Origin of the sequence: Vibrio sp. 1CM23M (genome assembly GCF_023161755.1) — a bacterium.
In the GTDB taxonomy this organism is placed as follows: Bacteria; Pseudomonadota; Gammaproteobacteria; order Enterobacterales; family Vibrionaceae; genus Vibrio; species Vibrio coralliirubri.
This window is the reverse complement of sequence record NZ_JALNTR010000001.1, coordinates 1242207-1262159: the sequence shown is the minus strand read 5'-3', so window position 1 is coordinate 1262159 and position 19953 is coordinate 1242207. Positions and strand designations below refer to the sequence as shown.

At 44.4% G+C, this 19953-nt stretch carries 22 protein-coding genes, 1 rRNA gene and 1 riboswitch; of the genes, 12 read left to right on the top strand and 11 right to left on the bottom strand.

The genetic code is table 11. The features are described 5' to 3' along the window. Together MSG35_RS05405 and MSG35_RS05400 are read right to left on the bottom strand one after the other, a co-directional pair. Positions 1-470, bottom strand: a 16S ribosomal RNA gene (locus MSG35_RS05405); the annotation flags it as partial. Between the two features lie 541 nt (positions 471-1011). Next, the gene (locus MSG35_RS05400; protein ID WP_248383214.1) at positions 1012-1536 is read right to left on the bottom strand and encodes a DUF3087 family protein; all 525 of its coding nucleotides are present in this window, start codon (positions 1534-1536) and stop codon (positions 1012-1014) included. A 256-nt stretch (positions 1537-1792) separates the two neighbouring features. On the opposite strand from MSG35_RS05400, the gene trmY reads away from it, so the two are divergent. After that, the gene (trmY, locus tag MSG35_RS05395) at positions 1793-2392 is read left to right on the top strand and encodes a tRNA (pseudouridine(54)-N(1))-methyltransferase TrmY (protein WP_017061702.1); all 600 of its coding nucleotides are present in this window, start codon (positions 1793-1795) and stop codon (positions 2390-2392) included. Between the two features lie 105 nt (positions 2393-2497). On the opposite strand, the gene MSG35_RS05390 is transcribed toward trmY, so the two are convergent. Continuing rightward, positions 2498-2800 (bottom strand): hypothetical protein, encoded by a 303-nt coding sequence (locus tag MSG35_RS05390; protein ID WP_076656387.1) that lies wholly within the window; start codon positions 2798-2800, stop codon positions 2498-2500. A 382-nt stretch (positions 2801-3182) separates the two neighbouring features. Here MSG35_RS05390 and MSG35_RS05385 point away from each other — a divergent pair, with 382 nt between their 5' ends. Further along, positions 3183-4385 carry a hypothetical protein gene (locus tag MSG35_RS05385; RefSeq protein WP_248383213.1) on the top strand — a complete coding sequence of 401 codons (1203 nt, stop codon included), beginning with the start codon at positions 3183-3185 and terminating at the stop codon, positions 4383-4385. 125 nt (positions 4386-4510) lie between these two features. Here the strand turns inward: MSG35_RS05385 and MSG35_RS05380 are convergent, their stop codons facing one another. Then, entirely contained in the window at positions 4511-5611 is a 1101-nt protein-coding gene (locus tag MSG35_RS05380) for a permease (protein WP_048613118.1), read from the bottom strand. A 233-nt stretch (positions 5612-5844) separates the two neighbouring features. On the opposite strand from MSG35_RS05380, the gene MSG35_RS05375 reads away from it, so the two are divergent. Both MSG35_RS05375 and sigZ read left to right on the top strand, forming a co-directional pair. Continuing rightward, positions 5845-6141 (top strand): metalloregulator ArsR/SmtB family transcription factor, encoded by a 297-nt coding sequence (locus MSG35_RS05375; RefSeq protein ID WP_004733042.1) that lies wholly within the window; start codon positions 5845-5847, stop codon positions 6139-6141. After that, the gene (sigZ, locus tag MSG35_RS05370) at positions 6125-6784 is read left to right on the top strand and encodes an RNA polymerase sigma factor SigZ (protein ID WP_248383211.1); all 660 of its coding nucleotides are present in this window, start codon (positions 6125-6127) and stop codon (positions 6782-6784) included. The genes MSG35_RS05375 and sigZ overlap by 17 nt, the downstream gene beginning before the upstream one ends. A 100-nt stretch (positions 6785-6884) precedes the next feature. Here the strand turns inward: sigZ and MSG35_RS05365 are convergent, their stop codons facing one another. Together MSG35_RS05365 and MSG35_RS24085 are read right to left on the bottom strand one after the other, a co-directional pair. Further along, positions 6885-7499 carry a YitT family protein gene (locus MSG35_RS05365; RefSeq protein ID WP_017065874.1) on the bottom strand — a complete coding sequence of 205 codons (615 nt, stop codon included), beginning with the start codon at positions 7497-7499 and terminating at the stop codon, positions 6885-6887. A 459-nt stretch (positions 7500-7958) separates the two neighbouring features. Then, positions 7959-8108, bottom strand: a complete 150-nt coding sequence (locus MSG35_RS24085; protein WP_348983474.1) for a hypothetical protein — start codon at positions 8106-8108, stop codon at positions 7959-7961. A gap of 29 nt (positions 8109-8137) precedes the next feature. Between MSG35_RS24085 and MSG35_RS05355 the strand changes: the two genes are divergently transcribed. The 3 genes from MSG35_RS05355 (at position 8138) to MSG35_RS05345 (ending at position 10740) form a co-directional block, all read left to right on the top strand. Next, complete coding sequence (locus MSG35_RS05355) at positions 8138-9349, top strand: MFS transporter (protein ID WP_248383209.1); 1212 nt, start codon at positions 8138-8140, stop codon at positions 9347-9349. A 224-nt stretch (positions 9350-9573) separates the two neighbouring features. Beyond that, positions 9574-10299 carry a sulfite exporter TauE/SafE family protein gene (locus MSG35_RS05350; protein ID WP_248383207.1) on the top strand — a complete coding sequence of 242 codons (726 nt, stop codon included), beginning with the start codon at positions 9574-9576 and terminating at the stop codon, positions 10297-10299. 78 nt (positions 10300-10377) lie between these two features. Then, entirely contained in the window at positions 10378-10740 is a 363-nt protein-coding gene (locus tag MSG35_RS05345; RefSeq protein ID WP_050632426.1) for an MmcQ/YjbR family DNA-binding protein, read from the top strand. Between the two features lie 85 nt (positions 10741-10825). Here the strand turns inward: MSG35_RS05345 and MSG35_RS05340 are convergent, their stop codons facing one another. Beyond that, on the bottom strand, positions 10826-11569 hold the full coding sequence (locus MSG35_RS05340) for a phosphatase PAP2 family protein (protein WP_248383205.1): 744 nt from the start codon (positions 11567-11569) through the stop codon (positions 10826-10828). Between the two features lie 373 nt (positions 11570-11942). Then, positions 11943-12093: riboswitch (FMN riboswitch) on the top strand. Between the two features lie 186 nt (positions 12094-12279). Here MSG35_RS05340 and ribB point away from each other — a divergent pair. Together ribB and MSG35_RS05330 are read left to right on the top strand one after the other, a co-directional pair. Further along, a complete protein-coding gene (gene ribB / locus MSG35_RS05335; protein ID WP_004733029.1) occupies positions 12280-12936 on the top strand; it encodes a 3,4-dihydroxy-2-butanone-4-phosphate synthase in 657 nt (218 codons plus the stop codon). Between the two features lie 371 nt (positions 12937-13307). Next, the gene (locus tag MSG35_RS05330; RefSeq protein WP_248383204.1) at positions 13308-14156 is read left to right on the top strand and encodes a hypothetical protein; all 849 of its coding nucleotides are present in this window, start codon (positions 13308-13310) and stop codon (positions 14154-14156) included. Positions 14157-14287: 131 nt separating this feature from the next. Here MSG35_RS05330 and MSG35_RS05325 read toward each other — a convergent pair whose 3' ends face one another. After that, positions 14288-15184, bottom strand: coding sequence for a LysR family transcriptional regulator (locus MSG35_RS05325; RefSeq protein ID WP_248383203.1), 897 nt, complete (start codon positions 15182-15184; stop codon positions 14288-14290). Between the two features lie 154 nt (positions 15185-15338). On the opposite strand from MSG35_RS05325, the gene MSG35_RS05320 reads away from it, so the two are divergent. After that, positions 15339-15977, top strand: coding sequence for an NAD(P)-dependent oxidoreductase (locus tag MSG35_RS05320; RefSeq protein WP_248383202.1), 639 nt, complete (start codon positions 15339-15341; stop codon positions 15975-15977). 75 nt (positions 15978-16052) lie between these two features. On the opposite strand, the gene MSG35_RS05315 is transcribed toward MSG35_RS05320, so the two are convergent. Continuing rightward, positions 16053-16706 (bottom strand): cupin domain-containing protein, encoded by a 654-nt coding sequence (locus MSG35_RS05315; RefSeq protein ID WP_248383200.1) that lies wholly within the window; start codon positions 16704-16706, stop codon positions 16053-16055. A gap of 134 nt (positions 16707-16840) precedes the next feature. Then, positions 16841-17608, bottom strand: coding sequence for an SDR family oxidoreductase (locus MSG35_RS05310; RefSeq protein ID WP_248383199.1), 768 nt, complete (start codon positions 17606-17608; stop codon positions 16841-16843). A gap of 105 nt (positions 17609-17713) precedes the next feature. Between MSG35_RS05310 and MSG35_RS05305 the strand changes: the two genes are divergently transcribed. After that, positions 17714-18052, top strand: a complete 339-nt coding sequence (locus tag MSG35_RS05305) for a helix-turn-helix domain-containing protein (protein ID WP_004733017.1) — start codon at positions 17714-17716, stop codon at positions 18050-18052. Between the two features lie 53 nt (positions 18053-18105). Here MSG35_RS05305 and MSG35_RS05300 read toward each other — a convergent pair whose 3' ends face one another. Then, positions 18106-19011, bottom strand: a complete 906-nt coding sequence (locus tag MSG35_RS05300; RefSeq protein ID WP_017061687.1) for a LysR family transcriptional regulator — start codon at positions 19009-19011, stop codon at positions 18106-18108. Positions 19012-19221: 210 nt separating this feature from the next. On the opposite strand from MSG35_RS05300, the gene MSG35_RS05295 reads away from it, so the two are divergent. Beyond that, complete coding sequence (locus tag MSG35_RS05295) at positions 19222-19941, top strand: SDR family oxidoreductase (RefSeq protein WP_004733012.1); 720 nt, start codon at positions 19222-19224, stop codon at positions 19939-19941. Positions 19942-19953: the final 12 nt, after the last annotated feature.

Here is a 19953-nt window from a genome sequence, read left to right as displayed (position 1 = left end):
CTACCCCCTTCCTCACAACTGAAAGTACTTTACAACCCGAAGGCCTTCTTCATACACGCGGCATGGCTGCATCAGGCTTTCGCCCATTGTGCAATATTCCCCACTGCTGCCTCCCGTAGGAGTCTGGACCGTGTCTCAGTTCCAGTGTGGCTGATCATCCTCTCAGACCAGCTAGGGATCGTCGCCTTGGTGAGCCATTACCTCACCAACTAGCTAATCCCACCTAGGCATATCTTGACGCGAGAGGCCCGAAGGTCCCCCTCTTTGGCCCGTAGGCATTATGCGGTATTAGCCATCGTTTCCAATGGTTATCCCCCACATCAAGGCAATTTCCTAGGCATTACTCACCCGTCCGCCGCTCGACGCCCATTAACGCACCCGAAGGATTGTTAGTGTCGTTTCCGCTCGACTTGCATGTGTTAGGCCTGCCGCCAGCGTTCAATCTGAGCCATGATCAAACTCTTCAATTTAAGATTTTGTGACTCAACGAATACTGACTTCAAAACTACTATGTAATTTTAAAGCTATTACCATTCCAACAGAATGGTAATGAATTGACTGTGCCGAATAACTACAAGTAGTTAAACGTATTGGTCACTCAGTTCATTGAAATCAATTTTGATTCCGAAGAATCTGTTTTATCTAACGATAAAACGTTTTGATATTCATCAACGAGTGCCCACACAGATTGATAGGTTTAAATTGTTAAAGAGCTTTGCTTATCAAAACTTTCTTTTTACAAAGAAACCCTTGAAAGCGGACGTGAATTCTAGCGATTTAATCTTAAGTGTCAAACACTTTTTTAAATTAATTTGTTTCGAACTTTCCGTCTTACTGATTACCGCTGAAGCCTTGTGGCGTCTGCCGTGTCAGTGAGGCGGCATTATAGAGATCATCGAAAACATGGCAACCCCTTTTTTGATAAAAATTCAAAAAAGTTGCTTAAGTGTCTACTTTTACGTCAAAAGCCTCTTTCACAGGTCAAAGCTCATACAATTACAGGCATATCACTTAAAATTTCGCGATTAAATCTTTCGAAAATGCCTCTATATCTAGTTCAATACTCCATTTATCACTCAGCTCTACGATGTTATCTAGCGACTGCTGAACCGTTTTTATCGTCAAAGTATTGTTGTCTAGGTCGTATACCTGTTTTTGCGTAGTGTAATAGAAGTAAAGAATGGTCAGCGCATCTCGGTCGCCTTGTTCCGCTTTTGGCTGAATGCGCTTGAGTTTACGATAGATTTGATTGTGGATTTGTTTGAGGTTCCAAACATAAAGCGCTTCTTTGAAATACTCATGCCCTTTCACTCGGCTTGCGATAAACGCATTCAAAGCGACAGATAAAATCACCCCAAGTACGTTCAAATGAAAGTTCCCTGCCGATTCACCAGTAATTGAAGTCGCCGAGCCAAACAATTCGATCAGAATGCTGCCAAATACAATGGCAAACAATGCAAGTGACCCAACTAACGAGACCAACAACAGGTTCATCTTCTTTCTATATTCTTCTTTATTAATCTTCTGTAACTTCACCGACAGCTTCCTTATGTAAGTCACTTTATAACTTTGCGCATACTATCTATGTAAACATTGGGTCGCTTCAACCCTTACCGTCTTGTAATGTGGTCACTCTCTATTTAATACTCAAAGTTCGCGGGTTGGTGCTAAGTGCAACTCCATTTGACTTCATTAATAGAAAAGAGTTACATACCGCCACAATTTTGGTTATTCATCAATTCATGTTGATAAAGTCCGTTTCGCTTTATCACATACTGACAAGGTACATTCCATGCGTTCATTTGTATTACGCGCTCGCGCAGCCCCTACAGAGAGCAAACTTATCTTAGAAGGTGTTGGGCAAGACGCTCATACTGAGATTCTGGCTCATACTCTTATGAACACGATCTTCGTTGCTCAATCTCATCGTGAGAATGTCACCGTGCACCTTGTATTAGAAAGTACTAAAGACTTCTCACGTACGATCACTTTCGATTCAAATGAGATCACCAACATTGGCGGCTTTCATGAATCGGCATTGTTATCAGCGGTAGTGAGAGCGGTTGATGCTTCTCAAGGTATGACCAAAGAGCAGACTCGTCAGGTTGAACCGGGGATCGTCGTTCGCACTATGAGCTTTGAAAAATTAGTGAAAGAACTGGCTGAAGACCACCAGCTATACATGATGGATAAGAAAGGTGACTTTATCCGTGATGCGGAGATTGCTGAAAACCCATGTTTCCTTCTGACTGACCACATCCCTATGCCGAAGAAAAGCTACAACAGCTTAAAGCGCTTAGGGACAGAAAAGATCAGCTTAGGCCCGAACATGCTGTTTGCTTCTCAGTGTGTTGTGTTGATCAATAATGAGCTAGACATTCGCGGTTTCTAGCCCGATGAGACACAGCCATAATTAGCAAAGCCCGGTTATTAGCCGGGCTTTTGATTTTTGGGTTACCGATATTTGCTTTGCTCAACTTATTGCAAACTTGCCTCGTCACATCAGGTCTCGCATTAACGTCTCATACTGCTCAGACACCAAAACCACCAGATGATTAAGCTCTTTTGCATCTTCCTCTGCCAATAAAAGTTGCCAATCTGTCTGTTGACCACTTTCATCTCGTCCAAGCACTTTAGTCTTCCCTTTTTCGGCTTCAAAAGACAAGTGATTAAAGTCGGTATCATGATGTTCATGAGACTCTAAAATCTCAAACTCTAAATTTCCGGTTGGCTTTACTTGAATGTGGGCATGAAAATGTTGCTGATTCTGTAACTCATATTCCCTATGTATTGCGAACATACTCCCTCCTATAAACTTCAATCTAAGCTCGTAAGCGATCTGTTATAAATTACCCGCAATTCAAACGTTGCCCCTGAACAGCAAGTATCTATACAAAGTGTAGGCTTCAGATTTCGGTACTAGAGCAAAATCAGCCTGCTGTTTGATACTAGACAAAATAGCGTTGAGTATTGTGACACTTCGATTGATCTTTCTTGACGGGTATAACCGAGCTCAAGAGTCCAATAGATACGACCAAACAACTAATTTATAAAACTTGCGCTTCGTTCCATTTCTACTGCCTGTTGGTCTGACCTTTGCGAATAAATAGACATTTCTCTCCAACCTTTTGATTCGACAGTTATACTTCCGATAAATCCGGTGAATTAATTTAAGGGAATGTATGTCAATTTTTACCGTATTCTTCTGCGGAACAGGATCCAACTCAGAAGACAACAATCACAAAAACTATGTGTCTGGCGAATTGATTTCGACGTTAGCAAAGAATGCAACGGGCAGAGACATGATTGACTACATTCAAGTGGATGGGGTTGGTAGCGGCAATCAGAACGAATGGTTGAAACAAGGCAAAGATGACACCTACTCAGCAGTGAGAGGAACACTGCAGGGCAAAGGCATTGATAGCAATATGCGCCATGTTGTGAATATCTTGCGTGGAAACCAACAAGATAAGAATGACTATATGAAGCGAGCGAAAGGACTGCTCAGTGAATCTCGCCCTGACAAATCGGCTTGGCCTTTTGCAACCAACCAGAAATATCAAGATTGGTTGAAAGATTCGCAAGAATTAGCCGCAGATCTAAAACACGGTATTGCCGCTCGTCAACAAAACATAGCGATCGAGCGCCAAAGCAAACCGATCAGCCAAGTGAACATTGTTGGCTGGAGCCGCGGTGGTGTCAGTTGCTTTGAATTGGCGAACCGTATGCTCAAAGATCCAGAACTTAGCCACATCCCAGTAAACATCTTTGCGTGTGATCCCGTACCCGGAGGGATGAACGCATTCAAGGATTACAAATCACTAGGTAAAAACGTTAAACAGATTGTGTGCGTTTTCGCAGAAGACGAACGCTCACTCGCTTTTAAAGCAAGAATGCCCCGCTTGTCCCCTTCAACTAAATACTACACAACCTACATGCCTGGTCGACACGGCACTTTGGTCGGTAATGCCAATACGTCTGGCGGAAGCAAAGGTGCAGGATTACTTACAGGCCCCGGCCTTGTCACACGAGATTTCATGGAAAAGGTATTAACTGGTTGGGGAACGCAACTCAAAGCGAGTACGACATTAAACTTCTCCCGACAACGCATCATCGAGTTATACGAGCAGATGCGCAGTCACGAAGAATACTTCAATAAAATGCACGGCATGACTTATACCGCGAAAAACAGACTACTTTGGACAAGCAAAGACCGAATCGGTCAGCAGAGAGAACGCCGCTATGGTATTCCAATGTATCGCTTTCAGTTCCCCGGAATCACTAACAATTATGGCGATGCAATTAATCGTCACCACTGCGATGTGTTGGCGACTAATGCTTTCGCAGCACACGGTACTTCCGCGGCAATACCAAACCCAGTCTGATACGTATGGTTTGTTAAACTCATTTCAGGACGGGACAACCCAAACAAAAAAAGAGCTCAACTAAGTGAGCTCTTTTTATTATCTATCTCTTGGTATCGATGGTGTTATCTCAGAATCAAGCCTGATTAACCAAAGATGAAGCTGTATAGGAAGCCGGCACCCATCGCCATGCTTAGGATAACGAATAGGAATGCCGCAATCATTTGGTTCTTGAAGATTGATTTAAGCAGGATAACTTCCGTCAAACTTGCACCTGCACTACCAATAATCAATGCCATTACTGAACCCAACGCCATGCCTTTCTGTACTAGAGCTGCACTTAGTGGGATTACCGCTTCAGCACGAATGTACAGTGGAATACCAATCACGGCTGCTACTGGAATTGCATACCACATACCTTCACCAGCGTACTGTGCAATTAGGTCTGTAGGAATGAAGCCGTAGATGAATGAACCAATCGCGATACCCATCATTAGGTAAGGGAAAACTTGTTTAAAGTCTTTCCAAGTTGAGAACCAAATTCTCATCCAACGGCTAGGTTCTTTCTTCTCTACGATTTCAGCTGTTGCGCTTCCATCCGCTGAACAGCATGAAACCGTTACTTGTGGCTCTTCTTTTTTAGAATCGCAGCAAGATGTCTCTTTCGCCATTACGGGTGCAGGTTCGCCACATGCACTTGTACCACATGAAGATTCTGCTTTAGCCGGTGCTGCTTTCTTAGGAGCAGAGTCACCACAGCTAGTGCCACAGCTTGAAGCTGAACCTGTTGATTCATACGCTTCAGGTTTTACGTAACGCTCAAAGCCAAGCTTCTCAAGTGCGTAACCAGCTACTACAGACACCGTCATTGCTACAAGGAAGTAGAACACCGCGACTTGCCAACCGAATGTAATCACAAACAAACCAATGATCACCGGGTTCAATAGTGGGCTACCGAATAGGAACACCATCATTGGACCGAAACCCGCTCTTGCACGCAGCAATCCTTTTAGGAAAGGAATGGTCGAACATGAACAGAAAGGTGTAATTGCGCCCAATAGTGCTGCAACCACATAGCCCTTACCATTACGTGAGCTCAGGATAGATTGAATCTTTTCTGGTGTAAGGAACTCTTGAAGAATCCCAACAATGTAGCTGATCGCTAAGAAAAGGATAATTAGCTCTACTGCTAAGAAAGCGAACATATCAAGTGCGTCTTTTAGCATTGTTAACATTTCATTGCTCATAATTAACTCCAAACTGGATTGAAGGTCGGGCTCTATGAGAAAAGTAACCAACCCTTAATTTCGAATATTCTCGAATTATAGAAATAAACAGCTCCAGATCAAGCTTTATTTCGATAAAAATCGAAATGATTTTCGAAAACACAGTTTTTCAATGACTTATACAGACACCGTTTTTAAATTTGAATTCGACATACATTTCGAATAACATCGAAATTAAATCTTGAGGAGTTAATATGAACTTAGAAGTCGTTGCGAAAGCACTTAAAGAGTTGGGGCACCCTATTCGCCTAACCATTTATAAGAGTGTCGTTAAAGCTGGCTACCAAGGCATTGCAGTTGGCGGCCTACAAGAAGAGCTAGGCATTCCCGGTTCTACCTTGTCTCACCACATATCCAGCTTGGCGTCTGCGGGCCTAATCAGCCAAAGACGAGAAGGAAGAACTCTATTCTGCGTGGCGGAGTATGAATGCCTAGAAGGTGTGATTGATTTCTTACAAGACGAGTGTTGCGTAAATGAACAGTGCAACTAATGCACCTTTGAACGGGGCACCTTTGAACGGGGCACCTTTGAACGGGGCACCTTTGAATAAGGCACCTTTGAATAAGGCACCTTTGAAGCTCGAACAAGTCTGGGCCGAGTATCAGCAAGCATTAAAGTCATTCCTGCATTCAAAGGTCAACAATTCTGCGGATGTAGACGACTTGCTCCAAGATATCTTGATTAAGACCTATCAGAACTTAGATAAGGTACAAGATGCGAGCAGTGTTAAGGCTTGGCTGTTCCAGTTAGCCAACAACACCATTATCGACTTCTACCGTAAGCATGCACGCCAACAACGAGATAGCCAAATTGATGCTGAAGATCTGTGGTTTACCGATTTAGACCACGACTCTGAATTTAAGCAGAAGCTCTCATTGTGTATTGAACCTTTTATTCAAGCACTGCCAGAACAAAGTTCATCGCTACTGCTTGCGGTGGACATCAAAGGTCAAAGCCAGAAAGAGATCGCAGAAGCGCAGAATGTCAGTTACTCAACGGCAAAATCTCGCGTGCAAAAAAGCCGTGCTGATCTTAAGAACCTGTTTGAAGAGTGTTGTAACTTGTCCCTTGATCAACAAGGCAATGTGATTGATTGCGAGCTTAAGCCGAACGCCAGCTGCGGCAAGTGTTAATCGTTACATCGAATCCGTTATTTCAATAGAACAAAGCCAGCAGTTGATGCTGGCTTTGTTGTTTTCATAATCTGCGAATCGAGTGCTTGATCGAACCGAACTATGCTGCTTCCGCTTTTACCACAGGTTGATAGCGCCCCGGTTTATGGTTCATTGCTAGAATCAAGTTGGTGACTATCGCACCAAGCACAGACAGAAGAACCAATGACACATCAACAATGAACAGAGAAAGCACAACAATCGTGCAATCTAATGCCATCTGAACCTTACCTGCTCGAATTCCAAAACGTTCTTGTAAGAACAACGCCAGAATGTTGAAGCCACCTAAGCTCATCTTGTGACGGAAAATCACCAACATGCCGGTACCAATCAAGCCACCACCAAGTAAAGCTGCATACAATGCATGAATTTCGGCAATTTGAATCACGTGATACAAGTGATCCACAGCGAACGAAACAATTGAAACAGCGATAAACGTATTGATGGTGAAGCGCCAGCCCATACGAGCAACCGACAAAATATAGAAAGGTAAGTTAAGTGCGAAGAATACTTGGCCAAAGCTCAAATCTGTTACTTTGGTAATGAAGATCGCTAGACCAGCCGTGCCTCCGGTGAGCAAACCGACTTGGTTGAAAAAGATAACGCCGAGTGAAACCAGTGCGCTACCTAAGATCAGTGCCAGTAAGTTTTCGCGAAGGTTATGATCTTTATCCATGTGAATGACTCTCCCTGAATCTTTTAACATCGCGTTTCAGTAGTTTTGAAACGATTTATGCCCAAATTACGATGTTTGACAGATAAGTCGAGTGAACGAGCAATGTTGCTTAGTGATTAGTTTGTATATTAGTTTTTACAGCTTTGTGAAACCTTAAATTAAACAGCTAGTTATAAGCCTGAATTTAGACTTTCATTCTTAATTAGATACTTATCTCTATTAACTAACGAGCTTCAAGTTTTCTTATTTATTGAGCGCGTTTTGTCCCAATTCCAATCAAGCGATAATCTATGCACAAAACGCATAGACTACATCACAAATGGTCATTTGATACATAACCTACTCATCACTATGATGCGCGACTTCTTACAACATTGAGCGCATGTCAACACCGTATGTTTTCACAATCTCTTTTTGCCCAACTGGCCAGAATGACGCTATTTCTCGTCATTAGTTTGGTTATTGTGCATCACAGTCAGCCATTGATTGATCTCTTGGCTCAGCATGCCGTGAGTAGTGGCTGCCACCAGCAGTCAGCGCATGAGCATTCTGGGCACGAACATCACCATGAGATGACTGACCAACACATGTCAGCGCAAGACCACTCACATCATCACCATTAATTTAAGAGTATTAGAATGAGCATTTTCCGTTTTCCTTTACTGGTATGGCTAGGGATAGGCACACTTATTATCAGTCTAGGGATCAGACAATCATTCGGCATTTTCATGATGCCAATTTCAGAACATTTCGGTACAGGTCGCGAGTTTTTCAGCTTTGCGATTGCGCTACAAAACCTATTGTTCGGCGTGTTCCAACCTTTTGTTGGTATGGCAGCTGACAAATGGGGAGCAAGACGCATCATTATCGCGGGTGCATGTGCTTACGGTTTGGGTTTACTTCTTACCTCAATTTCTACCGAATCGAGCATGCTTTACGTTTCATTGGGTGCACTCGTTGGCCTTGGCTTAAGTGCGACAAGTTATGTGATCGTGCTTGGCGCAGTGGCGAAAGTTGTGCCAGCAGAACACGCGGCTAAAGCGTTTGGATTAACCACGGCTGCAGGTTCATTTGGTATGTTCGCTGTGATTCCGGGCGCACAATACATGCTAAACGAGTTTGATTGGCAAAGTGCGATGCAAGTGTTTGGCGTACTGTGTTGTTTGATGATCTCTTTTGCGCTGTTCATGCGAGCGCCTAAAGCAGCCTCAAACAAACAAGCGCAAGCTGAAGAGAACCAAACACTCAAAGAAGCACTGTCTGAAGCGTTTGCTCACAAAGGTTACTGGTTGATTCACGTGGGCTTCTTCGTGTGCGGTTTCCACGTAATGTTTATCGCAACACACTTACCGAGCTATTTAGCAGACAAAGACCTACCCGCTAGCAGCGCGGCGATGGCACTGGCTTACGTTGGCATCTTCAACATCTTCGGGTCTTACTTCTGGGGTGTAATGGGCGACAAGTTCAGCAAGCGCCACGTTATGTCTGCACTGTACTTAGTGCGTACTGTGGTTATCGGTGCGTTTGTTACTCTACCTGTGACTGAATCAACCGCGGCTATCTTCGGTGCGGCCATTGGATTCTGTTGGTTGGGTACGGTTCCGCTAACGTCTGGCTTAGTTCGTCAGATCTTCGGTGCCCGTTACCTATCAACGTTGTACGGCTTGGTGTTCTTTACTCACCAAGTAGGTAGCTTTTTAGGCGCTTGGGTAGGTGGTCGTATTTACGATTACTACGGTTCTTACGAGCCAATCTGGTGGTCAACGGTAGTACTGGCGTTTGCAGCAGCACTTATCCATTTACCAATCAATGACAAACCCATTGAGCGACTGAAATTGGCAATGGCTTAACGTTTTATGCTGACTCCCCCACTAGCGTAAACAACAAGTCGTTCCAATAAAGCGAGTGAGTATTGAAAGGAAGCATCCTGAGATACTCACTCGCTTTTTTGTTGGTCGTTATAATAGAAATTATAACTAGCGAAACTGGCATAAAGCTCACTGAATAATAAGACTATTCTTTTGGTTTTCATTTATAGTATCCACCCGCTCCTTTAAAACTAATCCGCAGGCTTATGGAATACCTAGATCAGACCGCTCTTATCGCGATGGCACTCATTTTTGTCGGCTCGTTTGTACAAACCGCAATCGGCTTTGGCTTGGCTATTGTGGCTGCCCCGTTGTTGTTCTTGGTCTCACCTGACTATGTACCCGCGCCTATCTGTCTCGTTGGTTTGTTCATTTCTGTATTCAACGCGTTTAAACATCGAGCAAACATCTCTATCGGAGGATTAAAAATCGCACTGTTAGGCCGTATTCCGGGCTCACTGGCTGGCGGGGCTTTACTTGTGATGGTTTCTACGAGCGTATTATCACTGTGGTTAGGCTTATTGGTGGTATTTGCCGTGATTGTTAGCCTGCTACCCTTTAGACTCGAACCAACCCCAACTAAGATGGGTATTGCGGGGTTCTTTTCTGGGTTCTTTGGCACCAGTTCGGGTATTGGTGGGCCGCCGATGGCACTGCTACTCCAACACCAAGATGCCAATCAGCTTCGTGGTAACCTTTCTGCGTTTTTCGTGTTTAGTTCGATCATCTCGTTACTGGTACAGATCCCGATTGGCTTCTTCACCATGCACCATTTGATCATCACCATCCCTTTGCTGCCTGCAGCTTGGTTGGGTTACAAAGTGGCATTGATGACGACACAAAGCATCCCTAAAGAGAAGATACGCATTGGTTCATTACTGCTATGTTCTATCAGTGGCTTTACGGCAATCTGGCAGGGTTTAGCTGGCTAGTTATTAGCGATAAAACGAGAAGAAGAAAGGCATCTTAAAAACCACAGATGAAACACCCAATAGATAAAAGGACGTTCTATGACTTACGACGAATTCAATGCATTCTGCGAGTCACTGCCTGCAACCAGTTATGTAATGCAGTGGAATAACTCTCACGTTTGGAAAGTGGGTGGCAAGGTGTTTGCGATTGGTGGTTGGGGACCGAAAGATGAGCCTGCTTTTATCTTCAAGGCGTCTGATCAGAATTTCGACTTTCTCAAAGAAGAGCCGGGCTATAAACCCGCCCCCTACTTTGCTTCGCGTGGCATGAAATGGATTCAGCTTTTTGAGAGCACATCAGAAAGGGATGAGGAGCTGAAATACTACCTCACGGAGTCACACCGAATTGTGTCCTTAGGTTTAACCAAAAAGAAACAAGCAGAACTCGGGCTCAATCAGTAACCAGAATCTCTGCTTGTTAAATATAGAATTATGCTCGTCTTAAGAGCTTAGGCCGCTCTTAAAACCTTAAGCCTCTCTTAAAAGCTTAGGTGACTCTTAAAAATTTAGGCAATAAAGGTTCTATCTTTTGCGTTGGAATCAGTGGCACCAATAAATAAATTAAACCCGCAAAGGCGATAGACGCCGCCAAGTCTTCAGGTCGATGCATGCCAAGCCAAACACGGCTATAGGCGACACCACCAGCCCAAACCAACAAACCGCCGACTAGATAAAAGCGTTTCGCCTCTAGGAACAATCCACCAAAGAATGCCAAACACACACCGACAAAGATCATGTGTCCAGATGGGAAAGAGTAGTCCGTTTCGCCAAGCCAATGACGCGTTCGCCACTCGCTGACCTTATCTTGCACAGATTCAATCGCGGCATTTTTTTCTACCAAAGGCAGCTCATAAAATAGCTCTGGCATTTCAATCACTTCCTGCGTTACCAAATACTCAGAATAAGGACGCGGGCTCTCTGTTGAATGCTTTAAGAAGGTCTTCGCTGCAAAGCTGAGCACCAACAGCAGGCCGAGTTGCAAACAAAGGCTGACTAACTTAGCTTTAGAAAACTTCATTGTGAGCAAGACTAAAGACAAAACAGCGAGCGTGACCAAAAACCCTTGATTACCCGCCGAGTAAGTCACGAACGTCATAAAAGCACCGTAGAAAGGCAGAACCGCGCTTCCAAGGTCGAAGTCAGATCCAAAGATCAAAAAAGGCACTAGAGAATACAAGCTTAAAACGAGCAGTAATAAGCCTTTGGATTTGTTAGAGAACAGAGAAGTCATGGCTAAGATCTTTGAGATAAAGTGGTCGGATGCTATCGCAGCTTAGCATCGCCAATATCAATTTTATGTCAAAACGGTCAGTAAGCCGTCATGGTGTAACAATAATCAATTAAAGGGCCTCTTAAGTATTGAGCTGATGAACTGTCACGCCATCACCAATAATCCAGACCATCCACTTGTGTACATATAGACATCAAAACCCACTAAACATAGCCTGCGCCCGACTAAACACCACACGTTAAGGTCTGCCGATAAAGTGAACACTTACCGGATTATAAGGCCAGAATCTGAAAAACTTTGCTGTCAGTCCTTTAAATCCACTATCGAAAGGATTACCATCTGGTCTGCTTTCAAAGCAAAACAAATTATTAATTTTTATTCTCAGGGCGGGGCGAAATTCCCCACCGGCGGTATGTCCTTAGCAAAATCTAAAGATAAGCCCGCGAGCGCTCGATTCGTCGAGGTCAGCAGATCTGGTGAGATGCCAGAGCCGACGGTTATAGTCCGGATGAGAGAGAATGGAAACACACTCGTTTAAGTTGGAAAGGCGCACCTATCTATTGGGTTGATGCCTCCAACTCAGACGGGTGCATTTCGTTTTGGATAAAACCATAATGAGCTAAAGTCGACTTGTAATGAGTAGGCTTTGTTGTGCTCGGTTGAGATCCCTCATACAGCCCTGATTCTGGTGATATTTTAGGAGTTTAACCATGAATCAGTCTTCACTACTTGCCGAATTTGGCGAACCAATCACTCGCGTTGAAAACGCACTGCAAGCTCTGCGCGAAGGTCGTGGCGTACTTCTACTTGACGATGAAGATCGTGAGAACGAAGGCGACATCATCTACTCAGTAGAACACCTAACCAATGCTCAAATGGCGCTTATGATCCGCGAATGCAGTGGCATTGTGTGCCTATGTCTAACCGACGAGCAAGCAAACCAACTTGAACTTCCACCTATGGTTGTTGATAACAACAGCGCAAACCAAACTGCGTTTACCGTCACTATCGAAGCAAAAGTTGGCGTAACAACAGGTGTTTCTGCCGCTGACCGTGTAACAACGATCAAGACAGCTGCAAATCCAACAGCTAAGCCTACTGACCTTGCTCGCCCTGGCCACGTATTCCCATTGCGTGCTCGTAAAGGTGGTGTACTTGCTCGTCGCGGCCACACAGAAGGTACAGTGGATCTTATGCAAATGGCTGGTCTTCAATCTGCCGGTGTACTGTGTGAAGTAACCAACCCAGATGGCACGATGGCAAAAGCGCCAGAGATCGTTGCTTTCGGTAAAATGCACAACATGCCAGTACTGACCATTGAAGATATGGTGATGTACCGCACTGAGTTCGACCTTAAGCTTGCGTAACGTTTAGTTTAGTCCGCAATGCTAAACACTTAGCACTTAGCACTTAGCACTTAGCACTTAAGCTAACGAAGCTCAGAAATGAATATTGAAAGGCCTCACTCTTACTGCTTTTTCTAGTTAAAAGTATATAAAGGGTGAGGCCTTCTTCATTTCCTACACTGAAATCTAAGATCCATCTCCCCACCGACGACTAACCTCTCAAAAAATCCTGCAAAACATGAGAAGCATTCACTCGAATGGTGAAGTCATGCACCATCATTGATCATTCATAATTACAGAGAAACCATAAGCAACTGAAATATAACACTTATTCATTTTGGCACGGTGTCTGCACTACCACTAAGTAGGTATACAAATATTAGGAGTTGAATATGTTTGTAGTTATTTCAGTGGGTTTATCCCTATTAGTACTTGCGGCCCTGTTTCATTTCTCAAGGAAGAGACAAACAGCGCTATCACACAGGTTTGAAACCTTAGTTCTGCTTAGAGAATTATTGTTGTTATCACGCAAACATCGCGCGGCAACGCATTACGCTCTGGCTTATCGATTATCTAGTGAGTCGATTCGTAAAGTGAACGAGATTTACGACAACATACTTGAGGTATCTGAGCTGCTTCAATCTCATGTCTCGTTCGATAGTCGCCCTATGTATCGCATCTATCACCTTAAGCTCATTGCCATGCACAGTGACTGGCAAAACCGCAGCTTGGTGCGTAACCAATCGATTCATGGCAAAACAATTCGCCATAGCATGTTCTTGATGGATGAAGTGATGATCATCTGGCTGATTCAGTCTGAGCGAGAAGACATGAGCCGTGAGTATCACATGAATTGGCAACAGATCTTAGACTGCATGGAAATCCTGACCAAGTTACGCATGTGCATACCTGATATGGAGAAGCCTGAGGAGTATGCGAGATTCAAATTCTACGCATCTCAGACACACCGTAAACTTAACCAATTATCGATTATCTGCCCGATCAGCAGTGGGTCACCCATTTGCACACGTGCGATGCATGCACTCACCGAAATCGCATCAAGCACTGAAGCGACCCAACCAGCAGATAGCATGTACGAATTAACCAGTGATATATCTACTGTGGTATCGCAAGTTTACGACCAAGTATTATCCGACATTACTAGAAACTTGTATCAGCCTTTACCAGACGTAAACGAAAAGGTGATAAATACCCGATTATCCGTACATCATTACATGTAAAGACTTCGTGAGAGGAGAGCGTGCTGGAACTCTGAATTATTGAGTTCAAATCCGATATCACCATTGATATCGGATTTTTGTATTTATGAGCTTTTAAAATTCTATCGCTATGTATCATTGCCTATGAAGTTTCAAACATCGCCGGACTTGATATCGCTAGACCAAACCTCCGCAGCAAAATCTATGAACTGACGAACTACAGGCAGCTGATAACTACGAGACAAATACACCGCCCAAAGCACACTACTCGGTGAAACAAAATCATCCAAAATTCGTTTCAATTTGCCATCTGTAATCAAAGGATTGGCTAAATCACAAGGCAATCGAACAACCCCTTTACCATGCTGTGCAGCGCGGGTTAATACTCCAACATCATTGGCTTTGATAGTGCCAGACACCTCAACAGAATAATGCTGATTATCCTTCACGAAATCCCACTTAGAGACACTCAAATGGCGAAAGCAATTGTGTTGTCGAAGCTCTTCGACTGTTTTAGGTTCACCATGTTTATCCAAATAAGCTTGCGATGCACACACCACCGAATCAATTTCCATTAGCTTACGAGCAATCAAGCTATCGTCAGGTTGATCGGTATAACGCAGCGCAATATCGATTCTGTCATCCACCAGCTGAGCAAAACGGTCAGAAGCAAAAAGTTCTACCGTGATATTGGGGTGAAGCTCTGTGAACTGCTCAACCACACTCAACAGCATATGTTGAGTCAAGCCAATTGGGGCTGCTATTCGAATGGTTCCGGAAAGAGCATCGGTTTGATTAAGTGCAGTGACTTCTAGCTCCGCCGTTTCATGGAGTATTTTTTCGCAACGTTGTAGCGCAATCTCCCCTGCTGTCGTCAAACTTACCTTACGAGTCGTTCTGTGCAGAAGCCTTTGTTTTAACCACCCTTCGATCTCTTGAACATGCCGTGAAACCTGCAACCGACTCATGTCCAAATGCTCAGCAGCTTGAGTGAAGCTGGCACAATTTGCGACTTCAACAAAGCTACGCATCGCCGTCAATCTATCCATTACACTTTTCCTTATCCACTGAACCAAGCCTATTAGATAGCTATATAGATACAATCTACATCATTTTACGATATTTATCACAATATAGTGAGCTATTAGACTGCAATGGCTGTCGAGAAACAGACTCAATAAATTAGATAATTGGAGAGACATTATGAAAATTGCAGTATTAGGTGCATCAGGTTGGATTGGTAGTCACATCGCTCAAGAAGCTAAAGCTCGCGGACACGAAGTTGTTGCTGTTGTAAGAAATGCAAGCCGTGTAGAGATCAGCGATGTTGAGGTTCGTTCATTTGATTTACAAGATGAAGCAGTCAGTCTAACGACTGCTTTCTCAGGCGTTGATGCGGTTATTGCTTCGATTGGCGGACGTGCTCTAGGCAATCACGACATCGTAAAAAGTACAGCAACTAAACTGCTTGATACACTGCCAAGCATTGGTATCGAACGTCTACTTTGGGTAGGTGGTGCGGGTTCATTGGAAGTAGCGCCAAACGTACCGTTGGTTACCGTTCCGGCCTTTCCAGCAGAGCATAAAAACGAAGCGCTAGCACAAGGTGAAGCGCTTGAAGTGTTCAAACAGTCTAACAGCAAGGTTAACTGGACGTTCATTAGCCCAGCAGCAGAAATCTTCCCGGGCGAGAAACTATCAACCTACCGTACCGGTGGCGACCAATTGCTCACCGACCAAGACGGCAACAGCAAAATATCCGTTAACGATTACGCTATTGCGATGATTGATGAACTCGAAGCTGGCAAATTCCCACGCCAACGTATTGGTGTCGCTTACTAGTCAGCTCATATAAAAAACTAAAAAAGCCGCTTGTTCAAAACAATGCGGCTTTCTCATCTTTTACTGAGCATTCATTTAATCAAATGGCAGATGCCCTGTTTTCACCAGGATGACGGTTTCTTCTTCCACATAAGGGAAATGCTCACTCATGTGAGGGCTGCGCATCCATGTGTGTTTTGGATACTCACCATGTTCGTCTTTAAAGGTGCCAGAAAGTACAAATATCTCTTCACCGCCAAAGTGACGATGTGGCTGAAAACGTTCGCCAACCGGCCACTTCACTAACGCAACATGCTCGTGTTCGAACTCATGCAGTGGCATCACTTGCAAACCGCCAATCCCCGGTAGCCATTCCGTTTCTAGCGTATTAATGCGAACTTGCGTTAAGTCTCTCGCATCAAACTGGTTGAGCTTCACCAAGATCGTGCAGCCATTTTTGCTTGATGGAGAATGCGCACTGCCCGGGGGATTACGGATATAAGTGCCGGCAGGGAAATCTCCCGTTTCATCAGAGAACACACCGTCTAACACGAAGATTTCTTCGCCTTGTGGGTGTGGGTGCTCAGAAAACGAAGATTCAGGATCGTACTTCACCACGCTAGTCGTGTGACCCGATTCTTTCTCTTCTCTTTCAAGCGGCTTACGCCAAACCCCTTTGGCAGGGCTCGCGATCCAATCTAATGTCTCGGTTTCTATAACCAGTCTCTTTGAAAAGTCCATGTTGAACATAATGGCGACCTTACTCTTGTTATCGTTTTAATTATTATTGTTGTCTTTCTCGTTTCTATTCTACGCGAATACTCATCAAGGAGGCCATCTCGCTGCTATTTGCCTACGCGACAGCCTCCTGAAAAGAAGCCTAATTAATTGCGGCCAGCAATCACACCGCCATCAACATCCCAGATTGCACCCGTGACCCAATCAGCACTGTCTGACAGTAAGAAAGAGATGCTATTGGCAATGTCTTTCGGCAAACCTACTCGACCAATCGGATGGAACGCGTTGAAGCCTTCTAGCGCTTGATCCACATCTTCTGGTTTAATGAAAGATTCGTAAATCGGTGTTTTAACCACCGCCGGGGAAACCGCATTCACGCGAATGTTATGCTCAGCCAGTTCCATTGCCATGTGTTGTGTTAATGCGTGCAGGCCTGCTTTAGCCATTGAATAGGCAGAAGATGGCGTCGCTTTGATTGCCTGCTTACCCCACATAGAGCCAACGTTAACCACACTGCCACCGCCGTTCTTGAGCATCAATTTACTTATCGCTTGAGTGATGAAGAAGGTTGCTTTATTAAGCTGCATGTATTGCTCGTAATCAGATTCTTGGTGCTCAATAAACGCTTTAGGGTTGAAGTAACCTGCAGCATTAACAAGGTAACCAATACCTTCTTCGAGCGACTCTAAATGCGCAATAAGGCGAGACACACTCGCATCATCATAAAGGTTAGCTTGCCAACCAGAAGCGTGGCCTAGTGATTGAAGTTCTGACACCGCTTTATCTAACTTAGTTGGGTTATTGCCGACAACCAACACATGGATGTTTTGAGCGACTAACTGCTTCGCTGTTTCAAAGCCCATACCGCTCGTGCCACCGATTACTACTGCAATACCATTTTTAGTGAAGTTCATTTTGTTATCTCCTAAGTCATGTGAACGTGGTAATCTTAGGCCTTGAACTAACACTATGAATAGTAAGTACAAATCGGTTAGGTAGGTACTTATTGGTACATCTTTATGAAAAATCAGGAAAACTTTTTTTCAAGAAAATCAGCGCCAGAGCGCTCAGCTCGCATGGTAGAAACCATCTACGGCTGTAAATGGTCGCTAACGGTTTACCAATTACTGGCAAATGGCATTAATCGCCCTGGTGAAATGGTGCGCTCGGTCGAAGGGTTATCGACCAAGGTATTGAATGAATGCTTGAAGCGAAATGTGGAGTTTGGGATTTTAGATAAGCAGATGTTCAACGAACTGCCACCAAGAGTTGAATACCAAGTGACGCCGTTCGGCGAGAAGTTCTTGTTGATTCTAGACCAGCTGGAAAACCTACAAAACGAAATCGACGAGATGTAAGCCCAAGCCTGTCCAACTATTGCTAAAAGAAAGAGGAAGGTAGGCCGCGCCATTTAACTGACTGGCATTTGCTCAAAACGGCCTTTCACAAAATCAATGAAGGTTCGAATTCGGCTTGGTTGATAGCGGTCTCGATGGTAGATCGCTGAAAAGTCGACCTTAGGCACCACCCACTCATCAAACACTTGCAGCAGTTGCCCGTCGTTCAGTTCTTGTAAGCAATAGATGGTTGGAACACGAATAATCCCATTGCCCGACTTAGCGCCCTGCACCAACACTCGGCCATTCTTACATTGCAGTCTGCCCGTCACATGAACATCGACCGTTTTCTTGGTGTCGTCTAGTGCTTGAAAGCTCCACTTACGCACAGATCCCGTTAAGCAGTCATGGTGAATCAGATCTTTGGGGTGATTAGGCTTTCCTTTACGAGCAAAATACTCAGGGCTCGCGAGTGTTCCCATCTCAATGTCTAAAAGCTTTCTTGCGATAAAGCCCGCGTCTTCTAAGCTTCCCATTCGAAAGGCAATATCAAACGCGTCTTCAATCAAGTCGACTCGGTTACTACTGAAATCAAGGCTAATACTGATGTCTGGGTAGAGCTGCATGAACTCATTGACCAAATCCGCGATGATCACCTCGCCCAGATAACCGCCAACACAGTTTACTTTTATGTCGCCACGTACTTCTTCGACATCGTCCACCGCAGCAATCAAAGCTTGGTCTATATTATCTAAGGCTTGTTCACATCTCGCGTACAGATCTTGCCCCGCGTGCGTCAGCCTTAAAGTTCGAGTGGTGCGGATAAACAGGGTCACTCCCATCTGTTTTTCTAGGCTACTCACTTGGCGTGATACGTGGGAACGAGACACATCCAACTCCTCAGCCGCTTTGGTGAAATTACCTAAGCGAGCGATAAGCACGAAAGAGCGAATATCAGACAGGTTAATTTGATTGAGCATAGTCGCCAGCTTACTAATGAAGTTATGAGATAGACGCTTTTATTGTTGCACCACAGCAACAGTGTTTCAAGTAAAGAGCTATATATCAACAATGCTATTTTCCTTAATATACCTCCATCGCAACGAAGCAAGGCAACAAGCACTTGATTCGAATGCACTTAAACAACACGTCGTAGCCAACCGACGCAATAAAAGTACAGAGGAAATAAAATGAAAAAACTAATCGTAATTACAGGTGCAAGCTCTGGTATTGGTGAAGCAATCGCTCGTCGTCTAAGCGATGAAGGTCACCCTCTTCTACTTTTAGCTCGTCGTGTTGACCGCCTTGAAGCGTTGAACCTACCAAACTCACTATCAGTGAAAGTAGACGTAACAGACAAAGCGTCTTTTGATGCAGCAATCGCACAAGGTGAAGAGAAATTTGGCCCTGTGGACGCGCTTATCAACAACGCTGGTGCAATGCTTCTTGGTCAAATCGATACTCAAGACGCTCAAGAGTGGAAGACAATGTTCGATGTGAACGTGATTGGTCTTCTAAACGGCATGCAGTCTGTACTTGCTCCGATGATGGAACGTAACACAGGTACTATCATCAACATCAGCTCTATCGCGGGTAAGAAAACATTCCCAAGCCACGCTGCTTACTGTGGTACTAAGTTCGCGGTTCACGCTATCTCTGAAAACGTACGTGAAGAAGTGGCGGCTTCAAACGTTCGTGTTACCACTATCGCACCGGGTGCTGTAGAAACTGAGCTTCTGTCTCACACAACATCTCAAGAGATCAAAGACGGTTACGATTCTTGGAAAGAAGACATGGGCGGCGTATTGGCAGCTGACGATATTGCTCGCGCGGTATCATTCGCTTACCAACAACCACAGAACGTATGTATCCGTGAAATCGCTCTAGCACCAACTAAGCAACAGCCATAGGCCTTTGCTATC